The organism is Roseiconus lacunae (assembly GCF_008312935.1).
Taxonomy (GTDB): Bacteria; Planctomycetota; Planctomycetia; order Pirellulales; family Pirellulaceae; genus Stieleria; species Stieleria lacunae.
Genome location: NZ_VSZO01000022.1, coordinates 15,142 through 38,624 on the forward strand (window position 1 = coordinate 15,142; position 23,483 = coordinate 38,624).

Here is a 23,483-nt window from a genome sequence, read left to right on the forward strand (position 1 = left end):
TTTTCGATAGTTCCCCGAACGCTTTTCCCGTATGTCCGACGCCGCTCCCGCCAGCGAAAAAGATTCTTCCTACGTCGTCGTCGCCCGCCGCTATCGGCCGCGAAATTTTGGCGAATTGGTCGGCCAGGAACATGTCGGCCGGGCACTGGCAAATGCGATCGAAACCGGGCGTGTCGGCCATGCGTATTTATTCACCGGTGCCCGAGGGGTGGGGAAGACCAGCACCGCCCGCATTTTCGCCAAGGCGCTCAACAACCCCGACGGCCCGAGTGCCGAATTTGACGGTTCAAGCGACATCGCCCAGGCGATCGATGTGGGCGAAGATATCGATGTGATTGAAATCGACGGTGCCAGCAACCGCGGCATCGACGAGATCCGTTCGCTTCGCGCCAATGTGGGGGTCCGCCCCAGTCGATCTCGTTTCAAGATTTATATCATCGACGAAGTCCACATGCTGACGCAGGCGGCGTTTAACGCGCTGCTGAAGACGCTCGAAGAGCCCCCCGAGCATGTGAAGTTCATTTTCTGCACCACCGATCCGGAAAAGATGCCGATCACGGTGCTGAGCCGCTGCCAACGGTTTGATTTTGCCCCGGTCGAAGTGGCGAAAATCGTTGGACGACTGCGGGAAATTGTCACCGCCGAAAATGCCCAGGCGGACGATGAGGCGTTGGAATTGGTGGCCCGGCGTGCGGCCGGTTCGATGCGTGACAGCCAATCGCTGCTCGAACAAGTGCTCAGCTTCAGCGATGGTCATCTGACGGCGGACCAAGTCCATTCAATGTTAGGCACCGCCGACGATGAGCGACTGCATCGATTGGCGACGGCGATGTGTGATCGCGACGCCGCCTCGGCACTAAAACAACTCGACGCTGCGATCGATGCCGGTGTCGATGCGGGACGGATCGCCGAACAATTGCTCGGTTACTTTCGTGACTTGATGGCCGTTTCGGTCGGCTGTGATCCATCGCTGCAACGGCACACTGCTGCTTCGATGCACGACGAATTAAAAAAATTGGCTGACTCGTGGGGACTTCAAACGGTCCTCGCGGTCGTCGGGTTGATCGACCAAACGTTGGTTCGAATCCGGCACAGTGTCTACGGGCGCGTGCTGCTGGAATCGACGCTGATTCAGATTTGTAATCTTCCCGACTTGCAATCAATCTCCGACTTGGCGGCGGCCGCGAAAAGTGGACAAAGCCTTTCCGGTGCCGCTCGGCCTGGTGGCGAAAAAAAAAAGCTAACCAATAGCCCCCCCGTCACTGCCGAACCGGCACCATCACCGGCCGCAACGCGCGATCCGGCGCCGGCCAAGACGACGCCGAGTCCTGGTTCTGAAACGCTTGCGGACACCACGCCGCAACCGGCTGTTGCGGCACCAATGCCGCCTGCCGAAACGGCTGCGACACCGGCCCCTGCCGCCACAAACGGAACAACTTCGCCCCCAAGATCACCGGACGCTTCACCAGCGAATGATCCGCCAAACAGCGAATCAACCGGCACGGCGACCGCCACCTTGCCACGAATGGCGTTGGGAGCTCAAAACGTCGAGCAAGTATTTTCAGAAGCTCTCAAACACGTGCCGCAAATGACCGCGTCAATCGCTTCGATGGCGGATCTTCGGTACAGCCACGATGAAAAGAGTGGTAAACCAGTCATCGAGTTGGTGTTCCCATCGGACTCGGGGATGGCAATGCGGCGGATGAATTTGCCAGAACACCGCGGCACCGTCACTGAAGTTTTGGCCAACATTACCGGTGACTCCGTCAATCTGACACTGGTCGAAGGTGCGGCGCGACAAAAGGCGAAAAAAGTTGCTCCGGCATCCCCCAAAGCCACCGCGAAAGAGCGCATGGAACGGATTCGTGAGATCGAATCGCACCCCTGGGTTCAATCGGCTTTGAAAACGTTCCAAGCGGAATTGGTCAAGATCGATCCGAAGAGCTAATGATCACGGCCTGTGGATATAATCAGCCGCATACGCGATAGCGTGCGGTTCTTCGGCCGATCGTTGAACGCTCCATGGATTTAAATCAACAGGCCGATCAGCAACGCCGCCATTCTTTCCGCGAACGGGAGGCCCCAACGCACACCTCTCCGAGCCCATGAGACGAACGCCTAGCGTCGGGCCTGCGTCGCTAGAAGCCGGTCCAAACCAACGAAAAGCCGGGCACTCTGTTAGCGCGCCCGGCTCATGTTTTGGCTCCGATCACATTGACCGAAGTGTCTGGGTGTCACCCCGCCGGACTACTCCACGTCGTCAGCTCCGCGAGGATCGACTTGCAGACTTGACAGGTAAGCCACCAGGTCACGTAACTCGCGGGCGGTCATTTGCTTGATCAAGTCGGCCGGCATCGACGACTTGCCTTTTTTGCGGACCTCGATGTCATCCTGGGCAATCGTTTTTAGCGTCCCATCGGCCAGCATCAGTTCCAATACGTCATCATTTTCCACTCTGACGATCCCGCTATGAACGCGTCCATCGATATCGATGATGACGGCCGTTTCAAAGCCCTCGGCAATCTTGGCGTCGGGCAGGCAAATCGATTCGAGCAAGTAGCGAGGATCGCGTTGCTTGCCGATCACTGTCAGGTTCGGACCTACCTGGCCGCCGGACCGACCGACCTGATGGCAACGAACGCACGACAGTTCTGTCTTTCCAAAGAATAATTTGCCGCCAAGCTCAGGATCACCACCGGCGAGCGAGTCCAGCCAAGGTCCGAGCGGGTCGTCTTTGCCGAGTGATTCTCGATAGGCGGCGAGTTTCGATTGCAGTTCCGGATTGAGTTTCTCGCTCGCAGCCTCGATCACATTCAAATGCACACGCGGATCGAGCTTGCCATCTAAGTATTTCGCGACGGCGTTTTCGATCGCTTGTTTGGCTTGTGGGACAGATTGCTTCGCGAGGATGTCCCACGCCTTTTGTTGAACCCTAACGTCAGGGCTTGTCGAGGCCGCGACGAAGATATCGATCGAATCGGCGGGCGATCGCTGCGACAACACCGTCAACTTGGCCAATCCCATGTCACCAACGGTTGCTTCACCGGAAATACTCTTGGCGATCTTGACCGCGACCGCAGGATCTAGACGCGACAGCGCGACGAGTAACTTCGATCGTGACTCGACCGAACGCGCGGGATCTTGGACCTGCTTCTCGAGGACTTGAGCGATTTTCGCGATCCCCAGTTCCGACGCGGTGTCGATCGCTTTGAGACGCACTTTTTCGGGCGCCGCCATGAGCAGATCGATATGCGGCGTCAATGCGGTCTGGGCGACGATAGAACTTCGAGATGAGATCGGTCGATAGTCACCGATCACGCGATCAAGCGGATCCGGTTCGGCCCATTGGTTTAACATGTCCAAAGCTTCGATTCGCATTTTCGGATCGATGTCATTCCGCGTCGCAAATGTGGCCAAGGCAGAGGCCTGATCCGGCCCACCGAGTCGATAGTTTGCGTTGATCACCCGCCACGTGATCGCTTCCTGATCCAGGTTGCCGGAAATCAATTTTGCGAGAGCCGGCATCGCGACTGCGATCGGCTTGTCGTGAATCGCACGTGCGGCTTCGAGCACGACTTGAGGATCTTTGTCTTTCAAGAACGCGGCAACTTCGCCGCTGGATTGACGCCGGAGGGCGACGACGGCCAACCGGCGAACTTCGACTGACGGGTGTTTGGCCAAGGCGACTAGTTTCGCGCCGTCGGCGGCACGAGAAAGGTACATCGCTGCGGCATGCCGGATCGCGGCGTCTTTCATGTCGTCGCCGGTAATGCGATTTAACACGTCACTAATCGCATCGGTGGCTTTGATCCGACCGAGTGCATCGATGGCGGCATATCGCAAGCGAGCGTCGGACTCGCCGACCATCACCTGCGCGGCTTTGGCAATCTCGGTCCAGCCCTGCTCGCCGGCGATCGTCAGTACGGCAAATCGGACGTCCGCACTTTGATCAGAGAGCGACTTCAACAACGCCGATTTCGCTGCCGCGTCTTTGCCATTCTTACGGGCAATCTCGCCGAGTCCCCAAACTGCGTGCAAACGCGTCCTCGCGTCTGTGGCCCCGCCGGCCACTCCGGCAAGCGTCGGTACGTCGCCTCGCGCGGCCAATTCCCACTGGCTTTCCAATCGAACGCGTCGGTCAACATGCCCAAGAAAACTTGCCAACGAATCACTGTCAACGGTCGTCAGGTTGCTGGCCAGAATCTCTTTCACTTCGGTAACGATCGGAGTTTTTTGGTGCTCCGGATCGGTGATTCGATACAAGCGGCCTTTGCCCAAACCGTCCCAACCGTTAACCCAGTCGCTGACGTACAAACCGCCATCACTACCAAAGGCGACATCGGTCGCCAAGCACGTCCAAACCGGTTGCTCGTTTTCACCGAGCTTGTACGTCGCACCGTTGGGTTCCAACTTGAAGCTACGGATACCGCTGTTGCTAGGACCGCCGCGAAAATCACAAATCAAAAACGTATCGTTAAGGCGATCGCCGAATCCGGTCCCCGGGTAATACACCAAACCGCTGGGTCCGTCGGTAAAGTTTTCGACCGGCGGAACGATTGCCGCGGGTTGGTCGTCGTTCTGAGGATGCCAGATTTTCTCGCGATTGAATGGCCCACGATCGGGCAAGTACTGGTAGTACATCCGCCATCCGGTGTCGCTGTCTTGCAGCAAGTGCACGATCCGAGCTTGGTCGCCGCTGTCACTGTTATTGTCAACGGTGAACCAATCGCCGCGATCGTTGAACGCGATTTCTTGCGGGTTGCGAAGCCCACGGGCATAAACCTCAAGGCGACTGCCATCGAGTTCGCAGCGGAACATCGCGCCGCTGGCCGGATCGGACAGCATTTCGCCCTCTTGATTGCGGAGGTGGTAACCGCGATCGCCGATGGTGAAATAAAGTCTGCCGTCGTAGCCACGAATTAACCCGTGCATGTCATGACCGCGAAAAGCCACCCGCACGCCATATCCGTCGCTCAGCACGACACGTTCGTCGGTCCGGCCGTCACCGTCTTGGTCGACCAACTTCCAAAGCTTAGGGATGCAGGTGTAATAAACGTCGTTTCCGATCGCCAACACGCCCGCCCCGGTGCCTTCTTCGAGATGGTTGAACCCATCGGCGACAATCACACTTTCGTCTGCTTTGCCATCGCCATCGGTGTCCGCTAAACGACGAATTCGATCGTCGTGCTGGGCGTACGTGACTGCCCCATCGCCGAGTAGCCGCTTGTGATACTCGATTCGATCCTGGACCGTTTTGGCAGCCAAATCGGCCAACAGCCAATTTCGATCGTGCCCACGGTTGTCCGTGACGCCACGGTTTTGCCGAAACGTTTCGCAGACATACACGCGGCCTTGCCGGTCAATATCAAAGGCAACAACGTTGGCCAAATTCGGCTCTGCGGCCCATAAATTGATGTCCCAGCCTTCTGCCAATCGAATCGCCGCCATCGCTTCGGCAGGTTCGTCGGACGCTTCTGCGATCTCTGGTTTTAAGGGCTCGATCGCGTTCAAATCGACCGCGGAGGCGGTTTGCAATCCACCGGTGAATGCCAAAATCAACGCCGAAAAATGCAGACGTCGACGTGCCCCCGTCACGAGAGCAGCCCCCAACGAGAACGACGGACATTCAGACGAAAGAAGAGCTTGAAAGGATGTCATCAGCGATCAAATACAACGACGAAAAGTGATTTCCACTGGTTCAAACATTAGAATAGTCGCACCGGCATCGAATCAGCGAGGTCGGATTGCCAAACACAGGTGAAAAGTTTCCGACATGAACGGGCCCAACAGCGAAAGCAGCGACCAATCGATTCCCCCCCAAGTCGATCAGTCGAATGTATCCAGCGATCAAGCTCCCCCGTTTGTGGCCAAGCTGGTCGCGCAGCCTAACGAACCGGAAAGTCATGCCCGGCATGCCGGCGAAGAATCCGGCGGCGAAGAAATTCGTGTCGGATCGCCATTTCGTGTCGACCCGCCGCCTAGCACCACCGGACGTTCGCCGCGAACAGGTTCCGGAGAAGCTGCTTATGCAGACTTCGGGCCATTCCTCTACACCTCCATGGGTGCCGCGACGGCAGCGTTGACGATCGTGATCTTCGCCGCACTGGGCTACTTTTGGTTCCCAGCCGGCGGCGTGCTGGTCACCATGTTAGGAACCGGACTTTCGCTGATCGGACTGTTTTCGAACAAGCGTTTCCGCTTGGCAGCACTGGCAGCGCTGCCGATCCATCTCGGACTGTTCTTTCTGTGCTATAGCCAAGCGCTCGTTTAGCACGGGCAGGTGCCTGGCTAGTGCTTCGCCAACCTTTGAAAATTGGATTAGCCGTATGGCGTTTGCCACGGTTTCGGTGCAATAACCGGAGCTAACACCGGTCGGCCGATGAGCCGAACCCAAACATTCGGTCAAACGGAGCATGAGACGCACATGTCGGCGGAAGGCGCCGGGACAGCGTCTCTACGAAGCGAAGACGACGTTTTGCTAAATCGTGCTCGCGGTCACTCGGCTTTGATTTGGAACGTCATCGTGACACTGGCCGAAATCGTTTGCTCCCCCGGTGCGACCGGAACTGATCTTGCCTGAGCCATCATCATCATTTCGGGGCGTCGTGGTGATGGGCCGGCGCCGGCTTCATGGATTTCGATGACGTTGCCAAGCTCTGCACCCGCTGTTTCACACAACAATTTCGCTTTTGCCTGAGCGTCCTTGACGGCTTTGACACGAGCTTCACGCATCGCCGCTTCGTCATCCTCAACCGAAAACGAAATCCCATTGATTCGGTTACTACCACCCTGAATGACTGCGTCCAGGATTTCTCCGACCCGCGAGATCTCACGCACCTTCACACGAACATCGTTGGTGACCTGATAGCCGATGATTCGTGGTTTGTTGGGATCGACCGACCGACCGGGCTGTGGACGTTGATGATCATATTGTGGTGAAACGTTGAAGTGGGCGGTCTGGCGATCGCGTTGGTCGATGCCAAGTTTGTCGAGCTGAGCGAATAGATTTCGCATCGCCTCGTTATTAGCCGCCAATGCTTCCTTAGCCGTCTTGGCTTCGCTAACGACGCCGACGTTGACCATCGCCAAGTCAGGATCGGCAGACACCTCGCCTGTCCCGCTAACGGTGATACTGGGCCCGCGCACACTGTCGGCGTGGTTGTCCGCAAAAGCGGCAGGGGAGTTCACTATTGACGCAGTCAACATGGCGAAAGTGACGGCGGCAATCATCGGCAACCTCATTTTCGAATCGGTTGTCTTGTTCATGGATAGGTTCCTGAGAGAAAAAGTTGTCCTCGCATCTGTGGTTTTCCATCCGCCACGAGCAAGGATCGCCGGTGAATCATGGTTACAATAGTCTCCCCCGCCTCTCTCAAATTCAACCGGAAATAGTCACGCAAGGTCCCACCGATGCCCCAAGATCGCCCGGTTCCCCGATCGTTCAGCCCACGATCCGTTTGGCTGTTTGTTTTGTCATTCGCCTGTCTGGCTTTGCCGTCCGTCCGCAATGGCCACGCCGATGACCAAATTGATTACGTCAATGACGTTCTGCCGATTTTCGAAACTCATTGCATCGGATGTCATAATGCAGATGGTCCCGAGGGCGGATTTGCGATGGACTCTTTCGAAACATTGCTCCGAGGAGGCGAGTCGGGTATCGCGATCACGCCCGGCACGTCAAGCAGCAGTCGCCTGTTGTTGCTGGTGACCGGCAAGATGAACCCGATCATGCCGCCGGATGGCGAAGACGGCCCCAGTGAAAAAGAAGTCGAAACGCTGACGCGCTGGATCGATCAAGGGGCCCCCGGCCCACAAGGCGATCTTCCGATCAAACGAAAACTTCGCACCCCGGATATCAAAGCCAGTGAGAACGTCGCCAAGCCAATCACCGCCATCGCGGTCGCTCCCGATCAATCACGAACCGCATTCGCAACGTTCCAATCGGTTGAGATTCGGACCGATGATGTTACCACATTCACGATCGAGGACGATGATCTTGGCAAAGTCAATTCGCTTGCCTTTTCCAAAGACGCAACGCGAATCCTTGTCGGCAGCGGCTTAACCGGAGCCTACGGTCGCGCGGCAATCTATCGCACCGATGACGGGACGCTGGAGCAAGAATTTGTCGGCCACCGCGACACACTGTATGCCGCCGTGTTTTCACCGGACGAGTCACTGATCGCGACCGCCGGATATGACCAAGCGATTGTGCTTTGGGATGCCCGTAACGGTGAAGTAAAACGTGAATTAAACGGACACAACGGAGCGATCTTTGACCTCGCGTTTTCGCCTGACGGCAAAGTCCTCGCGAGCGCATGCGCCGACGAAACGGCAAAACTATGGAATGTCGCAACCGGCAAACGACTCGATACGCTCGGCCAACCCGAAGGCGAAGTCACCGCAATTGATTTTTCGCGTGACGGCCGATTCGTCATCGCTACTAGCGCCGACAACCGATTGCGTGTCTGGCAACTGCGTTCGATCGAACAACCGCAAATCAATCCTCTGATCGCGACCCGATTCATTGATGAAACGCCGCTGACAAACTTTGCCCTCTCGCCCGACGAACAGCTTCTGGTCGTTTTGGTTCAATCCGGAAACATCAAAGTCCTATCAACGAAAAATTGGCAGACGGTCGCGTCACTCGAAAGCCTTTCCGCCATGGGCACCGACTTGGCGTTCGCCGCCGATGGCGATTCTATTTCTGTCGCGACGATTGATGGCAACATCGTCCGGCGTAATCTGCCGACCCGACTCACGACACACGACTCAACACACTCCGTCGGCATGGCGGAGAAAATTTACCTGGACCTACCGGCTCCGACGTCGGTCAGCGAGCGCAAACTGCGAGACCTAGCCGGCGAGAACGTTCGGATTCTGGACGTCGGGCGCAGTGTTTCAGTTGAGGGCGAAATCAGCGATACCGGTCAAGCCGACTTTTATCGTTGGCCTTGCCACCGCGGCGAAGTCTGGGCGATCGATGCCGATGCGGTTAGCGACAGCCGACTTGATCCAATCGTCACAATCTTTGACGAAGACGATCGACCGGTGCAACGCGTTCGCCTGCAAGCAATCCGCGATTCGTACTTTACGTTCCGAGGCAAAGACAGTGAACAGAGCAATGACTTTCGTGTCTTTAACTGGCAGGAAATGGATCTGGGGCAGTATTTTTATGCCGCCGGTGAAGTGACCCGGTTGATGATGCACCCACGTGGTCCCGATTCGGGATTCAACGTTTACCCCGGACAAGGACAGCGATGGACGTATTTCGGAACCAGCGGGACCACCCATGCGCTTGGCGAACCGGCCTACATCGTGCGTCCACTTGGCACCGACGAACCGCCGTTGGCAAATGGCTTACCGGTCTTCGAGTTGACTTATGAAAACGATGACGACCCGATGCGATCAGCCGGAAAAAACAGTCGGCTAGTGTTCGTCGCGCCCCGCGATGCAACCTACACCGTCAGGATCACCGACACACGTCTCGAAGGAGGAGAGAACTACGCGTATCGACTGACGCTTCGCGCCGCTTCCCCTGGTTTTCGTGCCAGCACCGGCACGATCAAGAAACCACTTCGTCCGGCAACCGGTCGTGAATTTAGCGTGAACGTCGATCGGCTCGATGGCTTCCAAGGACCGGTGACATTCGAGATCGAAGGACTGCCGGATCAACTGGTCAGCAACTTCCCGCTTACGGTAGAAGCAGGACTCAAGTCAGCCAACGGCGTTGTTTGGGCGCCTCCGGGACTGCCCCACAATGAATCCGATCAAGAATCCATCCAAGACTCCGATGGTGAGGTTGCGTGGAGTGGCCTTGTCGAACCCAAAATCACAGCCTGGGCGATGATCAACGGGAAACGAGTCGAACGCCCCGCCGGGACGATCGGTAAACTAAGCGTGGAAGCATCGACGCCCCAAGTAATCCCTTCCATCCATCCGATCGATGGTGAGATCACTAAGTACGAAGACTGGGTCTTGCCAGTCAAACGTGGGGAAACGGTATCCGCCAGAGTTCAACTTGATCGCAAAGCCAGCTTCGTCAACGAAGTTTCGTTTGGCAAAGAGTTTTCTGGACGCAACGCGACCCAAGGAGTTTATGTCGACAATATCGGGCTGAACGGGCTATTGATTGTGCGCGGTGCGTCGCAGCGCGAGTTCTTCATCACCGCCGACCCAACCGCCAAACCAGGTCGGCGTTCGTTCTTCCTGACCGCCAATGTCGACGGCGGCCTGTGCTCACACCCGATCATCGTTGAAGTGAAGTAGCAATCGGTCACAACTTTCATCGACTTGCCTCGCCCAATCATGTTTCGCATTTGGCAGCACAATTGGCGTTGGGTTAGTGCTGGTGCGTGTATACCCAACCCTTCGATGCTGGCTAATGACGCAAACGGTTGCGAGCAAGACGATTTCAGTGAAGCTCAACAGCCCCTCCTCCCGGAAAAGTTGTTCCTGTCTAGCTTAACGGGCAACTCAGTTCCCTTGTGAAGATCCCCTCCAAGTCCACCGAACGTTCTGTTCGGAGAAACTTTGGCTGCGAAAGCGTGTTTGCGGGTCGAAACAGATTGAACGACGATTCATTAATCCCCCACTTGAATATTCAATGACTGTGAATAGACTCAATACTGCTCGTTGATGAGAATAACTCTCAACGGCATTCTCCCGCCAGCCAAGAACTATAGCGTCGCCCATCAGTGGTAGTTCGCTTATCCGGTTTTGTAGCCAGCCCATTTGACCATTAATTTGTAGGTTCAATGTCTCGCTGGCGCAAGACAGTTGGTTTCACATTGATTGAGTTGCTGGTGGTGATTGCCATCATCGGCGTACTCGTCGCTATTCTGCTGCCCGCAGCGCAGTCGGCGCGAGAGTCGGCGCGTCGGATGTCTTGCAGCAACAACCTTCGTCAAATCGGGCTGGCATTACACAACTACGAATCGGCTTACAAGAAGTTGCCTGTGGGATGGTCGATTTATTCACGCCCTCCCGTCGCTCCGATTTCGGTCAATGGGCTGTTCATTTCTTTGGCACCCTATTTTGAGAAGGGTGATCTCGTTCCCGGATACGATGAGATCAAGGGCTGCTATCACCCGGACAACCAAGAGATCGTCCAAAAGACGATTCCGACGCTTGCTTGTCCCTCCAACCCCGAAGCAGACCAATTGGTGGAACTCGAGGGCTTGGGCGTGCTGCACCCAAACATGCGGGGTGCGATTACCGATTACTTCGGCGTCCGTGACGTTCATGACAGCACCTATAGGCGCGAAAAAGGAATCATGCAGGAGATTTGGGGTCTGTCGAATCCTCCTGACGGCCACTACAGAGGCTTTCAGGACGTGATGGATGGACTAAGCACAACGATTTTCTTGGTCGAGAAAGCCGGTGGCGACTCACTTTGGCACCGAGGGCGTTACGTCGGCGAGCAACCTTATGCTTATTCAGCATGGGCGGGTCCGAATGGAGCGCAGTTCTATAGTGTCGTTTGCGATAGCAATCCCTTGTCGCCCTTTCCGTCCGGTCAGGATTTCTTGAACTGCCGCAACAATCACACGCCCTACAGCTTTCATCCCGGCGGCTTGCATATCCTTAACTGCGACGGTTCGGTCCATTTCATCACTGAGTCGATGGACTTTGATACTTGGTGGCGGTTAGCTCGTCACGACGATCGTGAAGTTGTCACGGAGGAGTTTTGATGTTGTCCAGATCCAAGACGCCCTGTTCATGGTTTGTAGTGCTGCTGATCGCGATCGTGTTGTCGTCGTCTGAGGGCTGCGGCGGTCGAGGTAACGAGCGAGTTGACGTCTATCCGGTAAGTGGCACCGTAATGTTCGAACGCGTTCCGGCCGCGGGAGTCGTACTCCAACTGATCCCTGAAGATGGATCCATTGCTGCGAAAGAAAACTTGAAACCCGGTGGCGTCACGGACGAGCGAGGTCACTACGACGTGATGACCTACGCTACCGGGGATGGAGCCCCAGCGGGGTCGTACAAACTGATCTTGTTTTGGCCACCCGAGATGGATGCCGATCCGATGGCGGAATTGACAAACAATACAGGTCGCGGCAAAGCCAAGACGCCTCCCATGATTCCCGATGGCCCGCCTGATCGATTTGCCGGGAAGTACTTCGATGCAAAGAAAACAGAGTGGAGCGTCAATGTCGCTGAACAAGAAGTGAACGAGATCCCTACGATTCAACTTTGATTCTTGCGCTAGGTATCTCAGTTTAGAGGATAAAGAATGAAACGATTTTTGATGGCGTTCGCAGTTACCTATGTGCTGATAGCTTTCAGCAGTCCCGCCATAAATGCGGAGACTGTTAGCCTTGCTAGTTCCATGAATCCAGCGGGGTATTTGGCTGAAAACCAAGTGACAGGTTCGTACTGGCGAATCAACAATGGCGATGGGACGCTGGGGACAGCCACGTCCACCGGAGACCGTGACGGCCCTGGCAACTACGCAGAACGAGAGAATCCATCGGACACAGGCACGGGCTTTGGCGATCCAATGGATATGTTCCCACGGGAAGCGAACTTCTTGATCGGCTCGTTTTCGTTTGACGAGACGGGGCTTACAGGAGTCGGTACGGAAACCAGGGTGATCACCAATCTGAATCCAAGCGAATTCTGGAAGAACGACCCGAATCGTACCAACCCCAGCTTGGGTCCGTCCGTGTTAAGCGACATCTCCGATCACGCCTTCGGATTAGCGTTCTTTGACGGCGATGGCGAGATCAAATTTGGCGGAATTGATGCAACGGATACGGTGACCTTTACCGATGGCGTTTTGACCAGCGTGGATTTTAACGTCACGACAACACTGTCATTCTCCGCGTTTACAGAAACGGTCACCTACGATGGTATCTTCTCAGCGACCGGCGACTCGATTAGCTATCAGATCGACGATACCGAGCCCATTGCAATTCTTGGTGGATTGCCGTCGACGTTCCAAGCGAACCTGAGCGGTACGATCAACCAGGTGGGAAGCTACTCAATCAGCGCGGTCCCCGAGCCCAACAGCCTTGTCATGCTTGTTGTTGGTACCGCAGCGGTTGCGTTCCGCAGAAGACGTCGGGGAGATGCGATACCGAAAGGTCCATAGTCGACGAATCACGATCAAATCCGTTTTTGTTAGCAGCAAGCCAATCCCAAGTGTTGAGATTTTTCTGGGACCAGCCAGCGAGTTGAAGTCTTTCTTTACACGAAGGTGAACCAGATGAAGAAGTTATTGGCTGCGGCCACCGCCGCGCTGTTAGTGAATATCACGGGCATGGCCGTCGCCGAGACGATCATTGAGCTTGGAGGGCCAGCGACGGGCTATTTGGCTATTTCAAATTTCAAGACGAGTGGCACACAAAACGGAATTGAAGGGAAAGACTCAATGGGCAATCCCGATCCGTCTCACAACGGGTTGCCTGACTACGCCAACTATCGCATGGCCGATGGCAGGTACTCCGCGATCATTGCTTCGCCGCAGTCCACGTCGTCGGACTATAGTGCTTTCGCTAATTTTGCTTCAGGCACATTTAATGGTGCACCAATCTCGATCAATAATCAAAACATCACCGACTCAAATTTCTCAACGATGAGTGCGGGACAGATTAGTTTTGATAGTTCGTTGATCACAGGATCTGGAATCGAGAATGTCGACGTTGGGGCACTGACATTTAATTTTGACACTTATAATTGGGACGGGACGACGAACGGTGACGGCGGACCCTATACGGTAGGTGGGGTCCCCAGTAATCCATTCCCTATTTCGCCGTTTTCAACGGTGTACAGCGAACACAACGATGGTTCCGGTGCGGGGAATGCATCCACGATCTACAACGTATCGCTATCAAATGTCACCGGCACGGGACTCACGTTTGAAGATGGAATCCTTACGTCCATGGACTTGGACGGCGACTTGTCGGTTCTGATGCGAATCGGGAACATACCGTTTCAAGATCCCCCCAACGCATTCACATCGACAACCTTCACTGGCGACTTCACCGCTTCGGGTTTGAATTACGCGTTCAATGTCGAGCAAACCCAAAGCGTAGCGATTTTCAGTGGCATCAACATGGTCTTCAATCGCAGTGGTATCGCCTCTGTGTCGGCCGTTCCCGAGCCGTCGTCGCTGGTTTCGTTGGGCTTGATCTTTGGGGTTGTTGGTTTGCGTCGTCACCGTCGCAAAGCCCCGATGAATTAGGTTTTGTACTTCCCGTACCGACGGCCTCTCTGCGGTTGAACATGATGCCGGCAGGCCCGGCCTGGGTCACCGAAAACGCGGAAGAATATACATCGAAAGGTATCACCGTGATTATGCAGTTGAACACGAATGATTCGGCTGAAGTCATTTCACTCTCCCACTGGGAGAGTCGGGCCTTCAGGCCCGGAGAGGGCCCCTCCCCGGCCGTTTGCTCGTCCGACCCTCCCGCAAGCGGGAGGGTGCTTTCCAGATGTTTAAACCTAAAGACTCGTGTTGACCTGCTTAAAACTCATGCCCCGACTATCGTTCGCACACGCCTCACCAGCGGATTCACGTTGATTGAACTGCTGGTTGTGATCGCAATCATCGGTGTGCTGGTCGGATTGCTATTGCCGGCGGTCCAGGCGGCTCGCGAGGCGGCGAGACGGATGCAGTGCAGTAACAACTTGAAACAGATTGGACTTGCCCTGCACAACTATGAGTCAACCTTCAAAAAGGTGCCGGTAGGTTGGTCTGTCTATTCTCGACCGCCGGTCGCGCCCATTTCAGTCAACGGAATGTACATTGCCTTGGCCCCCTACATTGAACAAGGCAATTTGTTGTCCAAATACGACGAGATTAAAGGCTGCTACCACCCAGACAATCAAGAGGTTGTCCGCAATCATGTTCCGACACTTGTTTGCCCATCGAACCCCGATGGTGATGGCACGATCGAATTGTCGGGCATCATGGGAGTCGTCGGAGGCGACATTCGTGGCGGCATCACCGACTATTTCAGTATCGCTCAAGTTCACGATTCGTCGTACACGCGAAAGTACGGTTTGATGCAATGGATTTGGGGACTGACGGATCCGCCACAAGGTCGCTATCGTGGCTTTCAAGATGTTCTTGATGGGCTAAGCAACACCATCTTTCAAGTCGAAAAAGCAGGTGGCGATTCGCTTTGGCACCGGGGCCGATACTTGGGCGAATCTCCTTACGCCTATTCTGCTTGGGCTGGCCCAAACGGCGCCCAATTTTACAGCGTGGTTTGTGATAGCGACCCGAATAACTTTTGGCCATCGGGGCCGGACTTTTTGAACTGTCGAAACAACCATACGCCCTACAGCTTTCATCCGGGCGGATTACACGTTTCGATGCTGGACGGTTCGGTCCGCTTCATCAGCGATTCCATGGATTTTGAAACCTGGTGGCATCTCGCGCAACATGATGACCGTCAAGTCGTTTTCTTGGATGACTAATCAGTGTCGGTTGTTTCGACAGTGCTCACCCGTTTCTTATCATTCATCCTATTTCCACCTACAACTAAGAAGCTACTACATGATCAAGAACGCCGGAAAATCGAGTGCATTGCTGTCAGTCGTATTCGTTTTACAGCTTGCGGTGAACACGGTTCGTGCAGAGACGACCGTGAGTCTCGCTAGCACGATGGATCCGACGAGCCATCTATATGATGAGCACCCTTTTTTATTCGCCTACTACGAGGTGGGGCGTCCTTGGAACGGAAGCCAGGTGGAAGACGGAGCATTTGATGCGACGAACGGTTTTGCTGAAACTGGAGGCGGAATCGATATTTGGCCGCGTGAGACGGCGTTTCAGGTTGGGAGTTTCTTTTACGACGAAACATCAATTGTTGGATCGGGAATCGAAACGACAATGATTACAGGGCTGGACACGAGCGGCTTCTGGACGCATGACCCGAACGGAGACGGAATAAACCCGGCGGGACCATCGGTCGAGTCAGACTTGTCCGATTACGGACTTAGTCAATACTTCAACACAGACGTGTTGATCACTTTCGGAGGACTCGATGCAAACGATACCGTCACGTTCACTGACGGCGTTCTTTCTAGCATCGATCTGAATGTCCTGACAACGATGTCGTTCTACGGCGTTGACTATGACGGTACATTTGGTGTCTCGGGAAATCAACTGAGCTATCAAATCGATGATACAGAACAAATCTTTGGTTTCGACGGAAGAATCGTCGCAAATATGACCGGTACGGTAAACGCAATCTCAGCGGTGCCTGAACCTTCAAGTTTGGCTTTTCTTGGGTTCGTCGGCTTTGGCTATGTGGTTACACGCAGGCGCGTGCGAGCATACGGGTAACAAACCAACCTAGCGGTCGGTCGCTCTAAAAGAGAATAGGCGGCTGAATTATAAACCGCGAGAAGCAACATCGACTTGGGTTGGTCGTCGTTAAAGAGTCTCAAGTTGATTTTCGCGATTAACGACCGGTGACAAACGATGGTTAAGAATCGGCATTTGGACGCCCGTTTGAAACGTTGGTTTTGGGCATGGCATTTCTGGATCGGGCTTGTCGCTAGTCCGGTCTTGGTTGTGCTAGCAGTGACCGGGGCGATCTACATCTTCAAGTCCGAGCTTGAGATTTGGTGGTACGCTGACCAAGTCGCGGCGGAAACCGAATTGATGACGCCCTCTGGGACTTCGATCGCGGTTCAACCCGTGGTCGACCAAGTCATGGAGTCGCTGGGTGACCAGTATTCCGCCTACGGAATGGAGATCGAAACGGGATCTGGTCGTGCGCCCGCGGTTTTGGCGATGAGCGACGATGGCAAACACGATCTGGTACGCCGTCACTTCGATCCGGCCGACGGCCGGTTGATGGGCGAGATTCCATCCAATCACTTTTTTGATTTCGTTCTCGATTTGCACCGGCGGCTAATGCTCGGGACCATCGGACGTGTCTTGGTTGAACTGACGACTGGCTGGACGATCGTCGTGGTCTTGATGGGGATCGTAATCTGGTGGCCTCGGTCATGGAAACAGGCGAGCGGAGTCTTTTGGCCTCGACTTCGCGCAAAACGCTATGTTCAACTGCGTGACTTGCATAGCGTTGGTGGCGTCTGGGCAGGAATCTTGATCGTATTGATCTCGCTCACCGGGCTTTTGTTTTCGATTGTCTGGGGCAGCAGCTTTCACGCGACTGCGTTTGTTACGGGGCAGTATGATGCTGCGTTATCACCACCTCAATCGGTAAGCTCGCCCGATCGCGATCACTTGGATGCCGATCGGATCTTGAAGATCGCCCGGAAACTTGAAATCCCGACCGGCCGCATGTCAGTCGACTTTGCGCGTACCGAAACCGACTCGATCAAGATCACCGCAGGTCACAAGTACGGTGCACAATCGACGCGCCTCGTGATCCTCGACCGAGCAAGCGGTGATGTGCTGAGCGATCATTCTTTATCGAGCTTGCCGCCGATGGCCGTTTACACGCAAATCGCTTATCCGCTGCACATTGGCACGATCGGAGGTCTGCCGACGAAGATACTTTGGTTGATTGCTTCGCTGATTTTGGTGGCCCTACCGTTTCTTGGGATCGCAATGTGGTGGACCCGTCGAAAACCGGGGGCTTCTGGTGCTCCGAATCGTCCCGCAATCAATCGACCGTGGTGGGTGACCGGCGCCGTGATTGTGTTGGGCATTAGCCTTCCCGTCGTGGGCATTTCGATGATTGCAATCACGATCATCGATTCCTTGATTCAACGCTTTCGTCAGAGGCCAATCATTCCTGATTCCAAGGGTTGATCAGGTCAATCGATGAATGATACAAATCGGCTTCGTCGGCGGCGAAACATTACCGAACTTGCCAGTCCCACCAGGAAGGCGAGCGACGAGGGTTCCGGGATGGCTGATACGTTGCTTACGTTGCCATGAACATCCCATCCCAAGCCGTAGAGTCCAAAGCCGTTCAGATCATCTTCGTCAACAACATTTAGATTCCATTGATCGCCAGAGAATGCGATGGTGCCATCGTAGTTGAGTTCATCTGCCAAACCAAAAACGTTGTAGTTAAAGTTGACGTCGGCGCCACCATCGATCGACATGACCTGGCCATCGAGTAGCGTGACCGATCCCCAAGCATTCGAAGCGGTCGAGACGTATGGACCGCTGATGTAGCCGAAGATTGGATCATCGTCCGCAACATCATTCACGAAATCCAATTGAAACCCAACGATTCCGGCAACCTCCATTCCACTGCCGATCAGGCTCGAATCGTCATACTCGACGGAATAGCTGTTGGAGAACGTGGTCTCTGAGCCATCATCACCGGCAAGAAAAACATCCCCGGTTTCTTCGTCGTATCGGCCCGTTTGTTCTGCGTACGCAGATGGAGAAAACGTTGCAGAGTCAAACTGGCTAAGGTCCGTTTGACCGGCCTGCGGGTCACCAGCCGGATGGGACGCGACACCTTCGTCCGCCAGGGAGTACATACCGTCACGTCGAGGCGCCCAGTCTTCGATCAACTCTCCAGTCGTTCCGTCACGCTGCTCATACGCGGGAGCACTTAACTCTGCGAACGTGTGGGCTCGGAAATCAAACCAGCGGCTGTCGCCGTCAGCGCGTAACTGCAGGGTAAACGTTTCCGCCGCCGATAGCGAATGGCTACCCACATCGACATTGACACCGAATAGGATGACACAGCAAACGATAGGAATATATCGACACATGGCGGGGACCTTATTGGACGAGTGCTCCGTCGAGACCCAATGTTTGGGTTCGACTCATTAGCCGACGGGCGTTAGCTCCGGGTATTGCAACGAACCCGTGACTAACGCCGTTCGGCTAGTCCTAATTTCATCTCTTGACGAAGCACTGGCTTGTTTTTTCTGGCAAGAAGGAAGTCTACGTGAACTGGGTCCCGTTTCTAGTGACGGCGGAAGTTTCACCACCGCTGATGTTTTTTTGACCGCGCCATCTATGTCTGCCCCACGGGCATGCGTTCGGCGATCTGACCGTCTTCCAAGGTCAGGACTCGGTCCGCATAGTCGGCGACAGCGGGATCGTGCGTGACAACAACTGTCGACCGTCCGGCGGTACTTGCGACGTCGCAAAGAAGCTCACAAACAGCATGTGTGTTTTTTCGGTCAAGACTACCGGTCGGTTCATCGGCCAGGATGAGCTTGGGTTGATTCACCAACGCGCGTGCCAAGGCGACACGCTGCTGCTCTCCGCCAGAAAGCTGAGCCGGTCTACTTCCCATTCGATGCGACATTCCCACATCATTTAAGCAATCCCGTGCAATCGGAACTGCCGTGCGCCGGCCCATGCCTGCCAATAGCAAGGGCAACGCGACGTTGTCGACGGCATCCAAGGTCGGCATCAGGTTGTAGGCTTGAAAGACCACGCCCATCGATTGACGACGAAGTGAAACGATGGCCGAATCAGACATGCGACAGATGTCGTTTCCTTCAAAATGGATGCTTCCCGAATCCGCCCGCTCTAGACCACCGAGCAACTGCAACAGCGTCGACTTCCCAGACCCCGAAGTACCCATCACGGCGATAAACTCTTCCGAGCTCGCCGTCAAATCCACCCCGCTAATCGCTTCAACGAACGCATCGCCACGGCCGTATCTCTTGTGCAACGCGGTGGCCACAATCACCGGAGATTCGCTGTCTGTATTCGTGGTCATGCGATGTCCTTGATCTTCAAGTTGAGCTTTCCCGACATCAGGCCTGCCGGTGTTCGCCGGCTGATCCGCCAGCCAGCGATTAATGCTGTGAAAACACAAACAAAAATCGTCATTACCCACCCGGGCCACAGCCACTGCCAGGGGACGAAAAATGAAGGACGAATTCCGGCGAAGTCTAAGCGGAACCCCACAATGCTGCTCACTTCCAACAGGATGAAAGCCCCCGTGACACCTACCAACGATGCAATCACCACCGCGGCGATTCCGATCAGCAGGCTTTCGCCCAATACCAGCCGCAACAGTCCAAATCGAGTGAGTCCGCAGCTTCGTAATACTCCAATTTCAAACGCGTGGGCGCGAAGCGATTCCTGGAGCGTTGCGCTAACGGCGATCAGACTCAGCAACAGAACCATCAATGGCCCCCATCCCATGCGTTTCGCAACTCCCGCCCCCCAATCACCCATCAATTCAGAACGTGTGCGATCAAGGTCGTCGACTTGAACGATTCGCTGTGTCAGTCGAACGGCAGTCCCACCATCGGGTTGGTACATGATGGGGCGATGTAGATCGATCCTCTTCGACAGAGCCGATTCCACCGCTTCGCGCTGGCGCGAGGCCAATTGATGGGCTTCAGCCTTTGGAAGGTCACTGCGGTAGCGTGAGATCGATCCCTCGGAGTCGGGCTTGGGCGAACCCAGTAAGTAGTTCGCATAGGCGACGGGGAAATCACCGCGAACCGTCTCGGCATCCAGGACGACCATCGCCTGATGTTTGTCGCCACGCAAACGGACTTTGTTGAGTTTCGTCATCATTCGCCAGCCACTCATTTCGACGATCGCCGCGACGGTGTACCGGCGCGATGTGGGACCGTCGATGTCGGGAACATCAATGGTGATCATATCGCCGACCTTCACGTCAGCGCTCCTGGCATACCAATCACTCAGCAAACAATGATGGCGATCGATCAAGTCCGAAATTGACTTCGAATGGTCGCCGTCGATCAGACGAATCGGTAATTCGGTCACTTCGTCTTGCAGTCGTTCCGAATCGATCCCCATGACGAGTGTCGGCACCGTGGATTCGTCTTCGCTCCGAATCCGGGTATCGAATAATGTCAGCGGTTGAAACCCTTGGAACTCTGATGCGGCGAGTATCTGTTCGGTCTCGTCTTGATCCAACCCGAAAGGATGGATTGAAACGAACCACCGGGGAATCGCTGGATCAATCATAAATGAATGAAGCATGGACGCCCCCCAGCACATCAACCACAAGAAGGCACCTATGCCGACGGAAATCGACAACACCGCACCTGCGCTTCGAGAACCATCACCGGAAACTTGGTTGGAAAGGACAAGGGGAGGCATACGGGTCAGCCAAGCGATCGGCACGACAAACACTCGGCAAACCAGCCAAATCACCAGTGGTGTCACGAGCACCGCGGCGATTACAAGTGTGGGTATCCCGGCCCATGCGGCAGCTCGTGCCCGATCAAGAGTCCCCGCGGGAGTCATCGAAATCGCGACAAACGAGATCAATCCGATTCCGATCGCAAAGGAAGCCAACTTACTCGCGAGACGAAGATTGGTTCTCGGATCAGAGTCGCTCGCCGTTCCCCTGACCGAACTCGTATAGCTCGCAACGAGTGCCGGCCTGGCACTTCCGATCAAGGCGCTTGCAAAGACCACGCCGCCCGTTTGGAAAACACTAAGCAAGTCCGGCTCGGCGCCAAGTTTTAAAAATGGAAGGTAGGAATTAACCAGTGCCAATAAGCCCCAACAGATGGCAACCGCTCCGGTCAATCCCGCTACGGAAAGCAGCCCAGCTTCGGCAAAGACGACGCTTGCTAGAGTTCCGCGAGTAGCCCCCAGAGCACGCAGTAGCGATAGTTGAGCCGTCCGCTCACGCACAGACGTCCCCTGCACGCCGACAGCAATAAAAACGACGAACGACGCCGACAACAGTAAAGCCGTATAAACGGCGGTTCGCGAAGCGGCAGCGCCCGATGTTTCGCGATTGGCACGTTGAATATCGGCGTTGTCCCAAATCTCAATGTGCCCCGGCAACTGAGAGACCCGCGCAGCCCAATTCGATTTGAAAGAATCCCGATCAGCGACACTGCCAAAGGTGAGGCGAGCGTCCGAAGGCGGCAATTTTCGACCGGCAAGTCTCTCCGCCGCCGCGCGACTAATTTGACGATACATGAATCGCACTTCGGGATGGGAATAGGTCGGAGAGTCCACCGATTTGGCGACCCCAACCACGTGCCCACGGAACACCCCTGCGTCACTTTCGAGACGACGCCAACTGTCGAGCGTCAGTCCTAACGCATATCCCTCCCGCACAACGATCTCGATCGGGTCCACTCCATCAGATGCAGGCCAACTTCCAGACGAAAGTTCTCCCTTGGGGCCACCGTCGTCCCAGGCGAGATACGCGTCTCGGCGACCGGATATCCATCCACCCATCCCGCCGCGTTCCATGCTGTTGAAACTCTCGCGATCCAAACCGCCAGACTCCAATCCCGGCATGTCAACCGCTCGGACAGTCATTGCCGTATGCAACTCAGCCACCCGAATATCGGCGCGCATCGCCTCTACCAAAGCTCTGTCGATGTACGGATGAACTGAGTCGGTCGCAGCCAGATGCAATTCGAGACGCCCCAGCAGCGCATCTGCGGTTCGCGGCGCTTGATCAAGTAGCGATCGTCGCCCCACTAAAGCAGAAAGCAGAATGCTAGCTGCGAAAGAAATCGCGATAGCACTTGCGAGCAGCCGCCCTCGATGGGAACGCACGCTGGCTCGCAATAGAACCGTGACCGCACCGGTAGGCATCAACCCCATCGGAGTACGCATCTCTTGTGAATCCAATCTGTCGAAAGGCTTGTTACTGCTTCCTTTGAGATCGCATCATGGAAACACAACCCAGAACTCCGAGCAGGGCAATTGATGAAGGTTCGGGTATCGCAGTGATCGTGCCTTGCAAGTCATACTCGACGGGACTTCCAAATCCGACGGTGGACACGAAGTTGCCATCGAAACGATCGCCGGAAATGTTAAAGCCTCCCGTTGCCTCCACGCCTGTGGTCGGGATAAACAGACTGCCTGTGGTGGTCAGGTCGATGCTAGACACCGCCCCCCCAATGAAACTGATTGTCCCCGAAAACGCATCGATCGTCGTGACCACATCGGTCCAACGACCGAAATTAATGTAGCTAGGATTGAGCGGGTCGGCGGTGATGCCAAGATTGACATCGGTGATTTGTGCCATGCCGTTGCCCCCGATAACCGAACTGTCATCGTAAGTCAGTGTCCCAAAGCGAAACCGTTCATCATTTGGGAAACCATCAAAGGCGAGGCTTCCAAACGTCACGCTAGGGTCAGCAATGGAATGAAATCGCTGCTGCGTCTCGCGCGGTGGAGGGTCGACTAAGTCCATGCGAAAGAACGCGTCGGATCCCCGTTCATAATAAGCCGTATCTGGATCGGCGATTCCTTGGATCGTGACAATCGCCGCATGGGTATTGGAGCCACCGAATAGACAAAAACAAGTGGCGACAAAGACAGAACGCATAAGGTGATGCACGAGAAACTCCAACTTTTCAATGGATGTAAATTATTTCAAAGATGTTTGTTCGAATTCGCTTTCGAAAGGTTGGCTGACCCGAGATGGCGGTTTCTCCATCGCAGACGGCGAAAAAATCGCCAAGATTGAATGCCACGTCGAGAAGTAATTCTCCGAGTAATTCCCCGACCGGTTGCGAAGACCGAGCCGGCTTCGCGCACCAACGCAAATGTCAGACCAATCCGGCACCACTAGCACAGATACGTTTTCGATGCACAGACTGACCGCACT

General features: G+C 55.1%; 17 protein-coding genes. 11 read left to right on the forward strand and 6 right to left on the reverse strand.

Annotation, left to right across the window (positions count from 1 at the left end):
- Nucleotides 1-31 precede the first annotated feature (31 nt).
- Nucleotides 32-1,948 carry a DNA polymerase III subunit gamma/tau gene (dnaX, locus tag FYC48_RS21375; protein ID WP_149498835.1) on the forward strand — a complete coding sequence of 639 codons (1,917 nt, stop codon included), beginning with the start codon at nucleotides 32-34 and terminating at the stop codon, nucleotides 1,946-1,948.
- A 299-nt stretch (nucleotides 1,949-2,247) separates the two neighbouring features.
- On the opposite strand, the gene FYC48_RS21380 is transcribed toward dnaX, so the two are convergent.
- On the reverse strand, nucleotides 2,248-5,658 hold the full coding sequence (locus FYC48_RS21380) for a PVC-type heme-binding CxxCH protein (protein WP_149498836.1): 3,411 nt from the start codon (nucleotides 5,656-5,658) through the stop codon (nucleotides 2,248-2,250).
- Nucleotides 5,659-5,773: 115 nt separating this feature from the next.
- Between FYC48_RS21380 and FYC48_RS21385 the strand changes: the two genes are divergently transcribed.
- Entirely contained in the window at nucleotides 5,774-6,271 is a 498-nt protein-coding gene (locus tag FYC48_RS21385) for a hypothetical protein (RefSeq protein ID WP_149498837.1), read from the forward strand.
- 224 nt (nucleotides 6,272-6,495) lie between these two features.
- On the opposite strand, the gene FYC48_RS21390 is transcribed toward FYC48_RS21385, so the two are convergent.
- Nucleotides 6,496-7,266: an SIMPL domain-containing protein gene (locus FYC48_RS21390; protein WP_149498838.1), complete on the reverse strand. Its 771-nt coding sequence runs from the start codon at nucleotides 7,264-7,266 to the stop codon at nucleotides 6,496-6,498.
- Nucleotides 7,267-7,410: 144 nt separating this feature from the next.
- Here FYC48_RS21390 and FYC48_RS21395 point away from each other — a divergent pair, with 144 nt between their 5' ends.
- The 8 genes from FYC48_RS21395 (at nucleotide 7,411) to FYC48_RS21430 (ending at nucleotide 17,743) form a co-directional block, all read left to right on the forward strand.
- Nucleotides 7,411-10,266 (forward strand): WD40 domain-containing protein, encoded by a 2,856-nt coding sequence (locus FYC48_RS21395; protein WP_149498839.1) that lies wholly within the window; start codon nucleotides 7,411-7,413, stop codon nucleotides 10,264-10,266.
- Between the two features lie 488 nt (nucleotides 10,267-10,754).
- On the forward strand, nucleotides 10,755-11,690 hold the full coding sequence (locus tag FYC48_RS21400; RefSeq protein ID WP_149498937.1) for a DUF1559 domain-containing protein: 936 nt from the start codon (nucleotides 10,755-10,757) through the stop codon (nucleotides 11,688-11,690).
- Complete coding sequence (locus tag FYC48_RS21405; RefSeq protein ID WP_149498840.1) at nucleotides 11,690-12,199, forward strand: hypothetical protein; 510 nt, start codon at nucleotides 11,690-11,692, stop codon at nucleotides 12,197-12,199. The genes FYC48_RS21400 and FYC48_RS21405 overlap by 1 nt, the downstream gene beginning before the upstream one ends.
- Before the next feature lie 36 nt (nucleotides 12,200-12,235).
- A complete protein-coding gene (locus tag FYC48_RS21410) occupies nucleotides 12,236-13,096 on the forward strand; it encodes a PEP-CTERM sorting domain-containing protein (RefSeq protein WP_149498841.1) in 861 nt (286 codons plus the stop codon).
- Between the two features lie 114 nt (nucleotides 13,097-13,210).
- A complete protein-coding gene (locus tag FYC48_RS21415) occupies nucleotides 13,211-14,188 on the forward strand; it encodes a PEP-CTERM sorting domain-containing protein (protein ID WP_149498842.1) in 978 nt (325 codons plus the stop codon).
- Between the two features lie 335 nt (nucleotides 14,189-14,523).
- A complete protein-coding gene (locus FYC48_RS21420) occupies nucleotides 14,524-15,429 on the forward strand; it encodes a DUF1559 domain-containing protein (RefSeq protein ID WP_160149686.1) in 906 nt (301 codons plus the stop codon).
- A gap of 79 nt (nucleotides 15,430-15,508) precedes the next feature.
- Nucleotides 15,509-16,300, forward strand: a complete 792-nt coding sequence (locus FYC48_RS21425) for a PEP-CTERM sorting domain-containing protein (RefSeq protein WP_160149687.1) — start codon at nucleotides 15,509-15,511, stop codon at nucleotides 16,298-16,300.
- A gap of 138 nt (nucleotides 16,301-16,438) precedes the next feature.
- Nucleotides 16,439-17,743 carry a PepSY-associated TM helix domain-containing protein gene (locus FYC48_RS21430; RefSeq protein ID WP_149498845.1) on the forward strand — a complete coding sequence of 435 codons (1,305 nt, stop codon included), beginning with the start codon at nucleotides 16,439-16,441 and terminating at the stop codon, nucleotides 17,741-17,743.
- 5 nt (nucleotides 17,744-17,748) lie between these two features.
- Here the strand turns inward: FYC48_RS21430 and FYC48_RS21435 are convergent, their stop codons facing one another.
- The 4 genes from FYC48_RS21435 to FYC48_RS21450 all read right to left on the reverse strand — a co-directional run bounded on the left by FYC48_RS21435 (nucleotide 17,749) and on the right by FYC48_RS21450 (nucleotide 23,201).
- Nucleotides 17,749-18,666, reverse strand: a complete 918-nt coding sequence (locus FYC48_RS21435; protein ID WP_149498846.1) for a PEP-CTERM sorting domain-containing protein — start codon at nucleotides 18,664-18,666, stop codon at nucleotides 17,749-17,751.
- Between the two features lie 248 nt (nucleotides 18,667-18,914).
- The gene (locus FYC48_RS21440; RefSeq protein WP_149498847.1) at nucleotides 18,915-19,631 is read right to left on the reverse strand and encodes an ABC transporter ATP-binding protein; all 717 of its coding nucleotides are present in this window, start codon (nucleotides 19,629-19,631) and stop codon (nucleotides 18,915-18,917) included.
- Nucleotides 19,628-22,483 (reverse strand): ABC transporter permease, encoded by a 2,856-nt coding sequence (locus tag FYC48_RS21445; protein ID WP_149498848.1) that lies wholly within the window; start codon nucleotides 22,481-22,483, stop codon nucleotides 19,628-19,630. Before FYC48_RS21445 ends, FYC48_RS21440 begins: the two co-directional genes overlap by 4 nt.
- Before the next feature lie 31 nt (nucleotides 22,484-22,514).
- Nucleotides 22,515-23,201, reverse strand: a complete 687-nt coding sequence (locus FYC48_RS21450; RefSeq protein WP_149498849.1) for a PEP-CTERM sorting domain-containing protein — start codon at nucleotides 23,199-23,201, stop codon at nucleotides 22,515-22,517.
- A 31-nt stretch (nucleotides 23,202-23,232) separates the two neighbouring features.
- On the opposite strand from FYC48_RS21450, the gene FYC48_RS28670 reads away from it, so the two are divergent.
- Nucleotides 23,233-23,361 carry a hypothetical protein gene (locus FYC48_RS28670; protein ID WP_261345082.1) on the forward strand — a complete coding sequence of 43 codons (129 nt, stop codon included), beginning with the start codon at nucleotides 23,233-23,235 and terminating at the stop codon, nucleotides 23,359-23,361.
- Nucleotides 23,362-23,483: the final 122 nt, after the last annotated feature.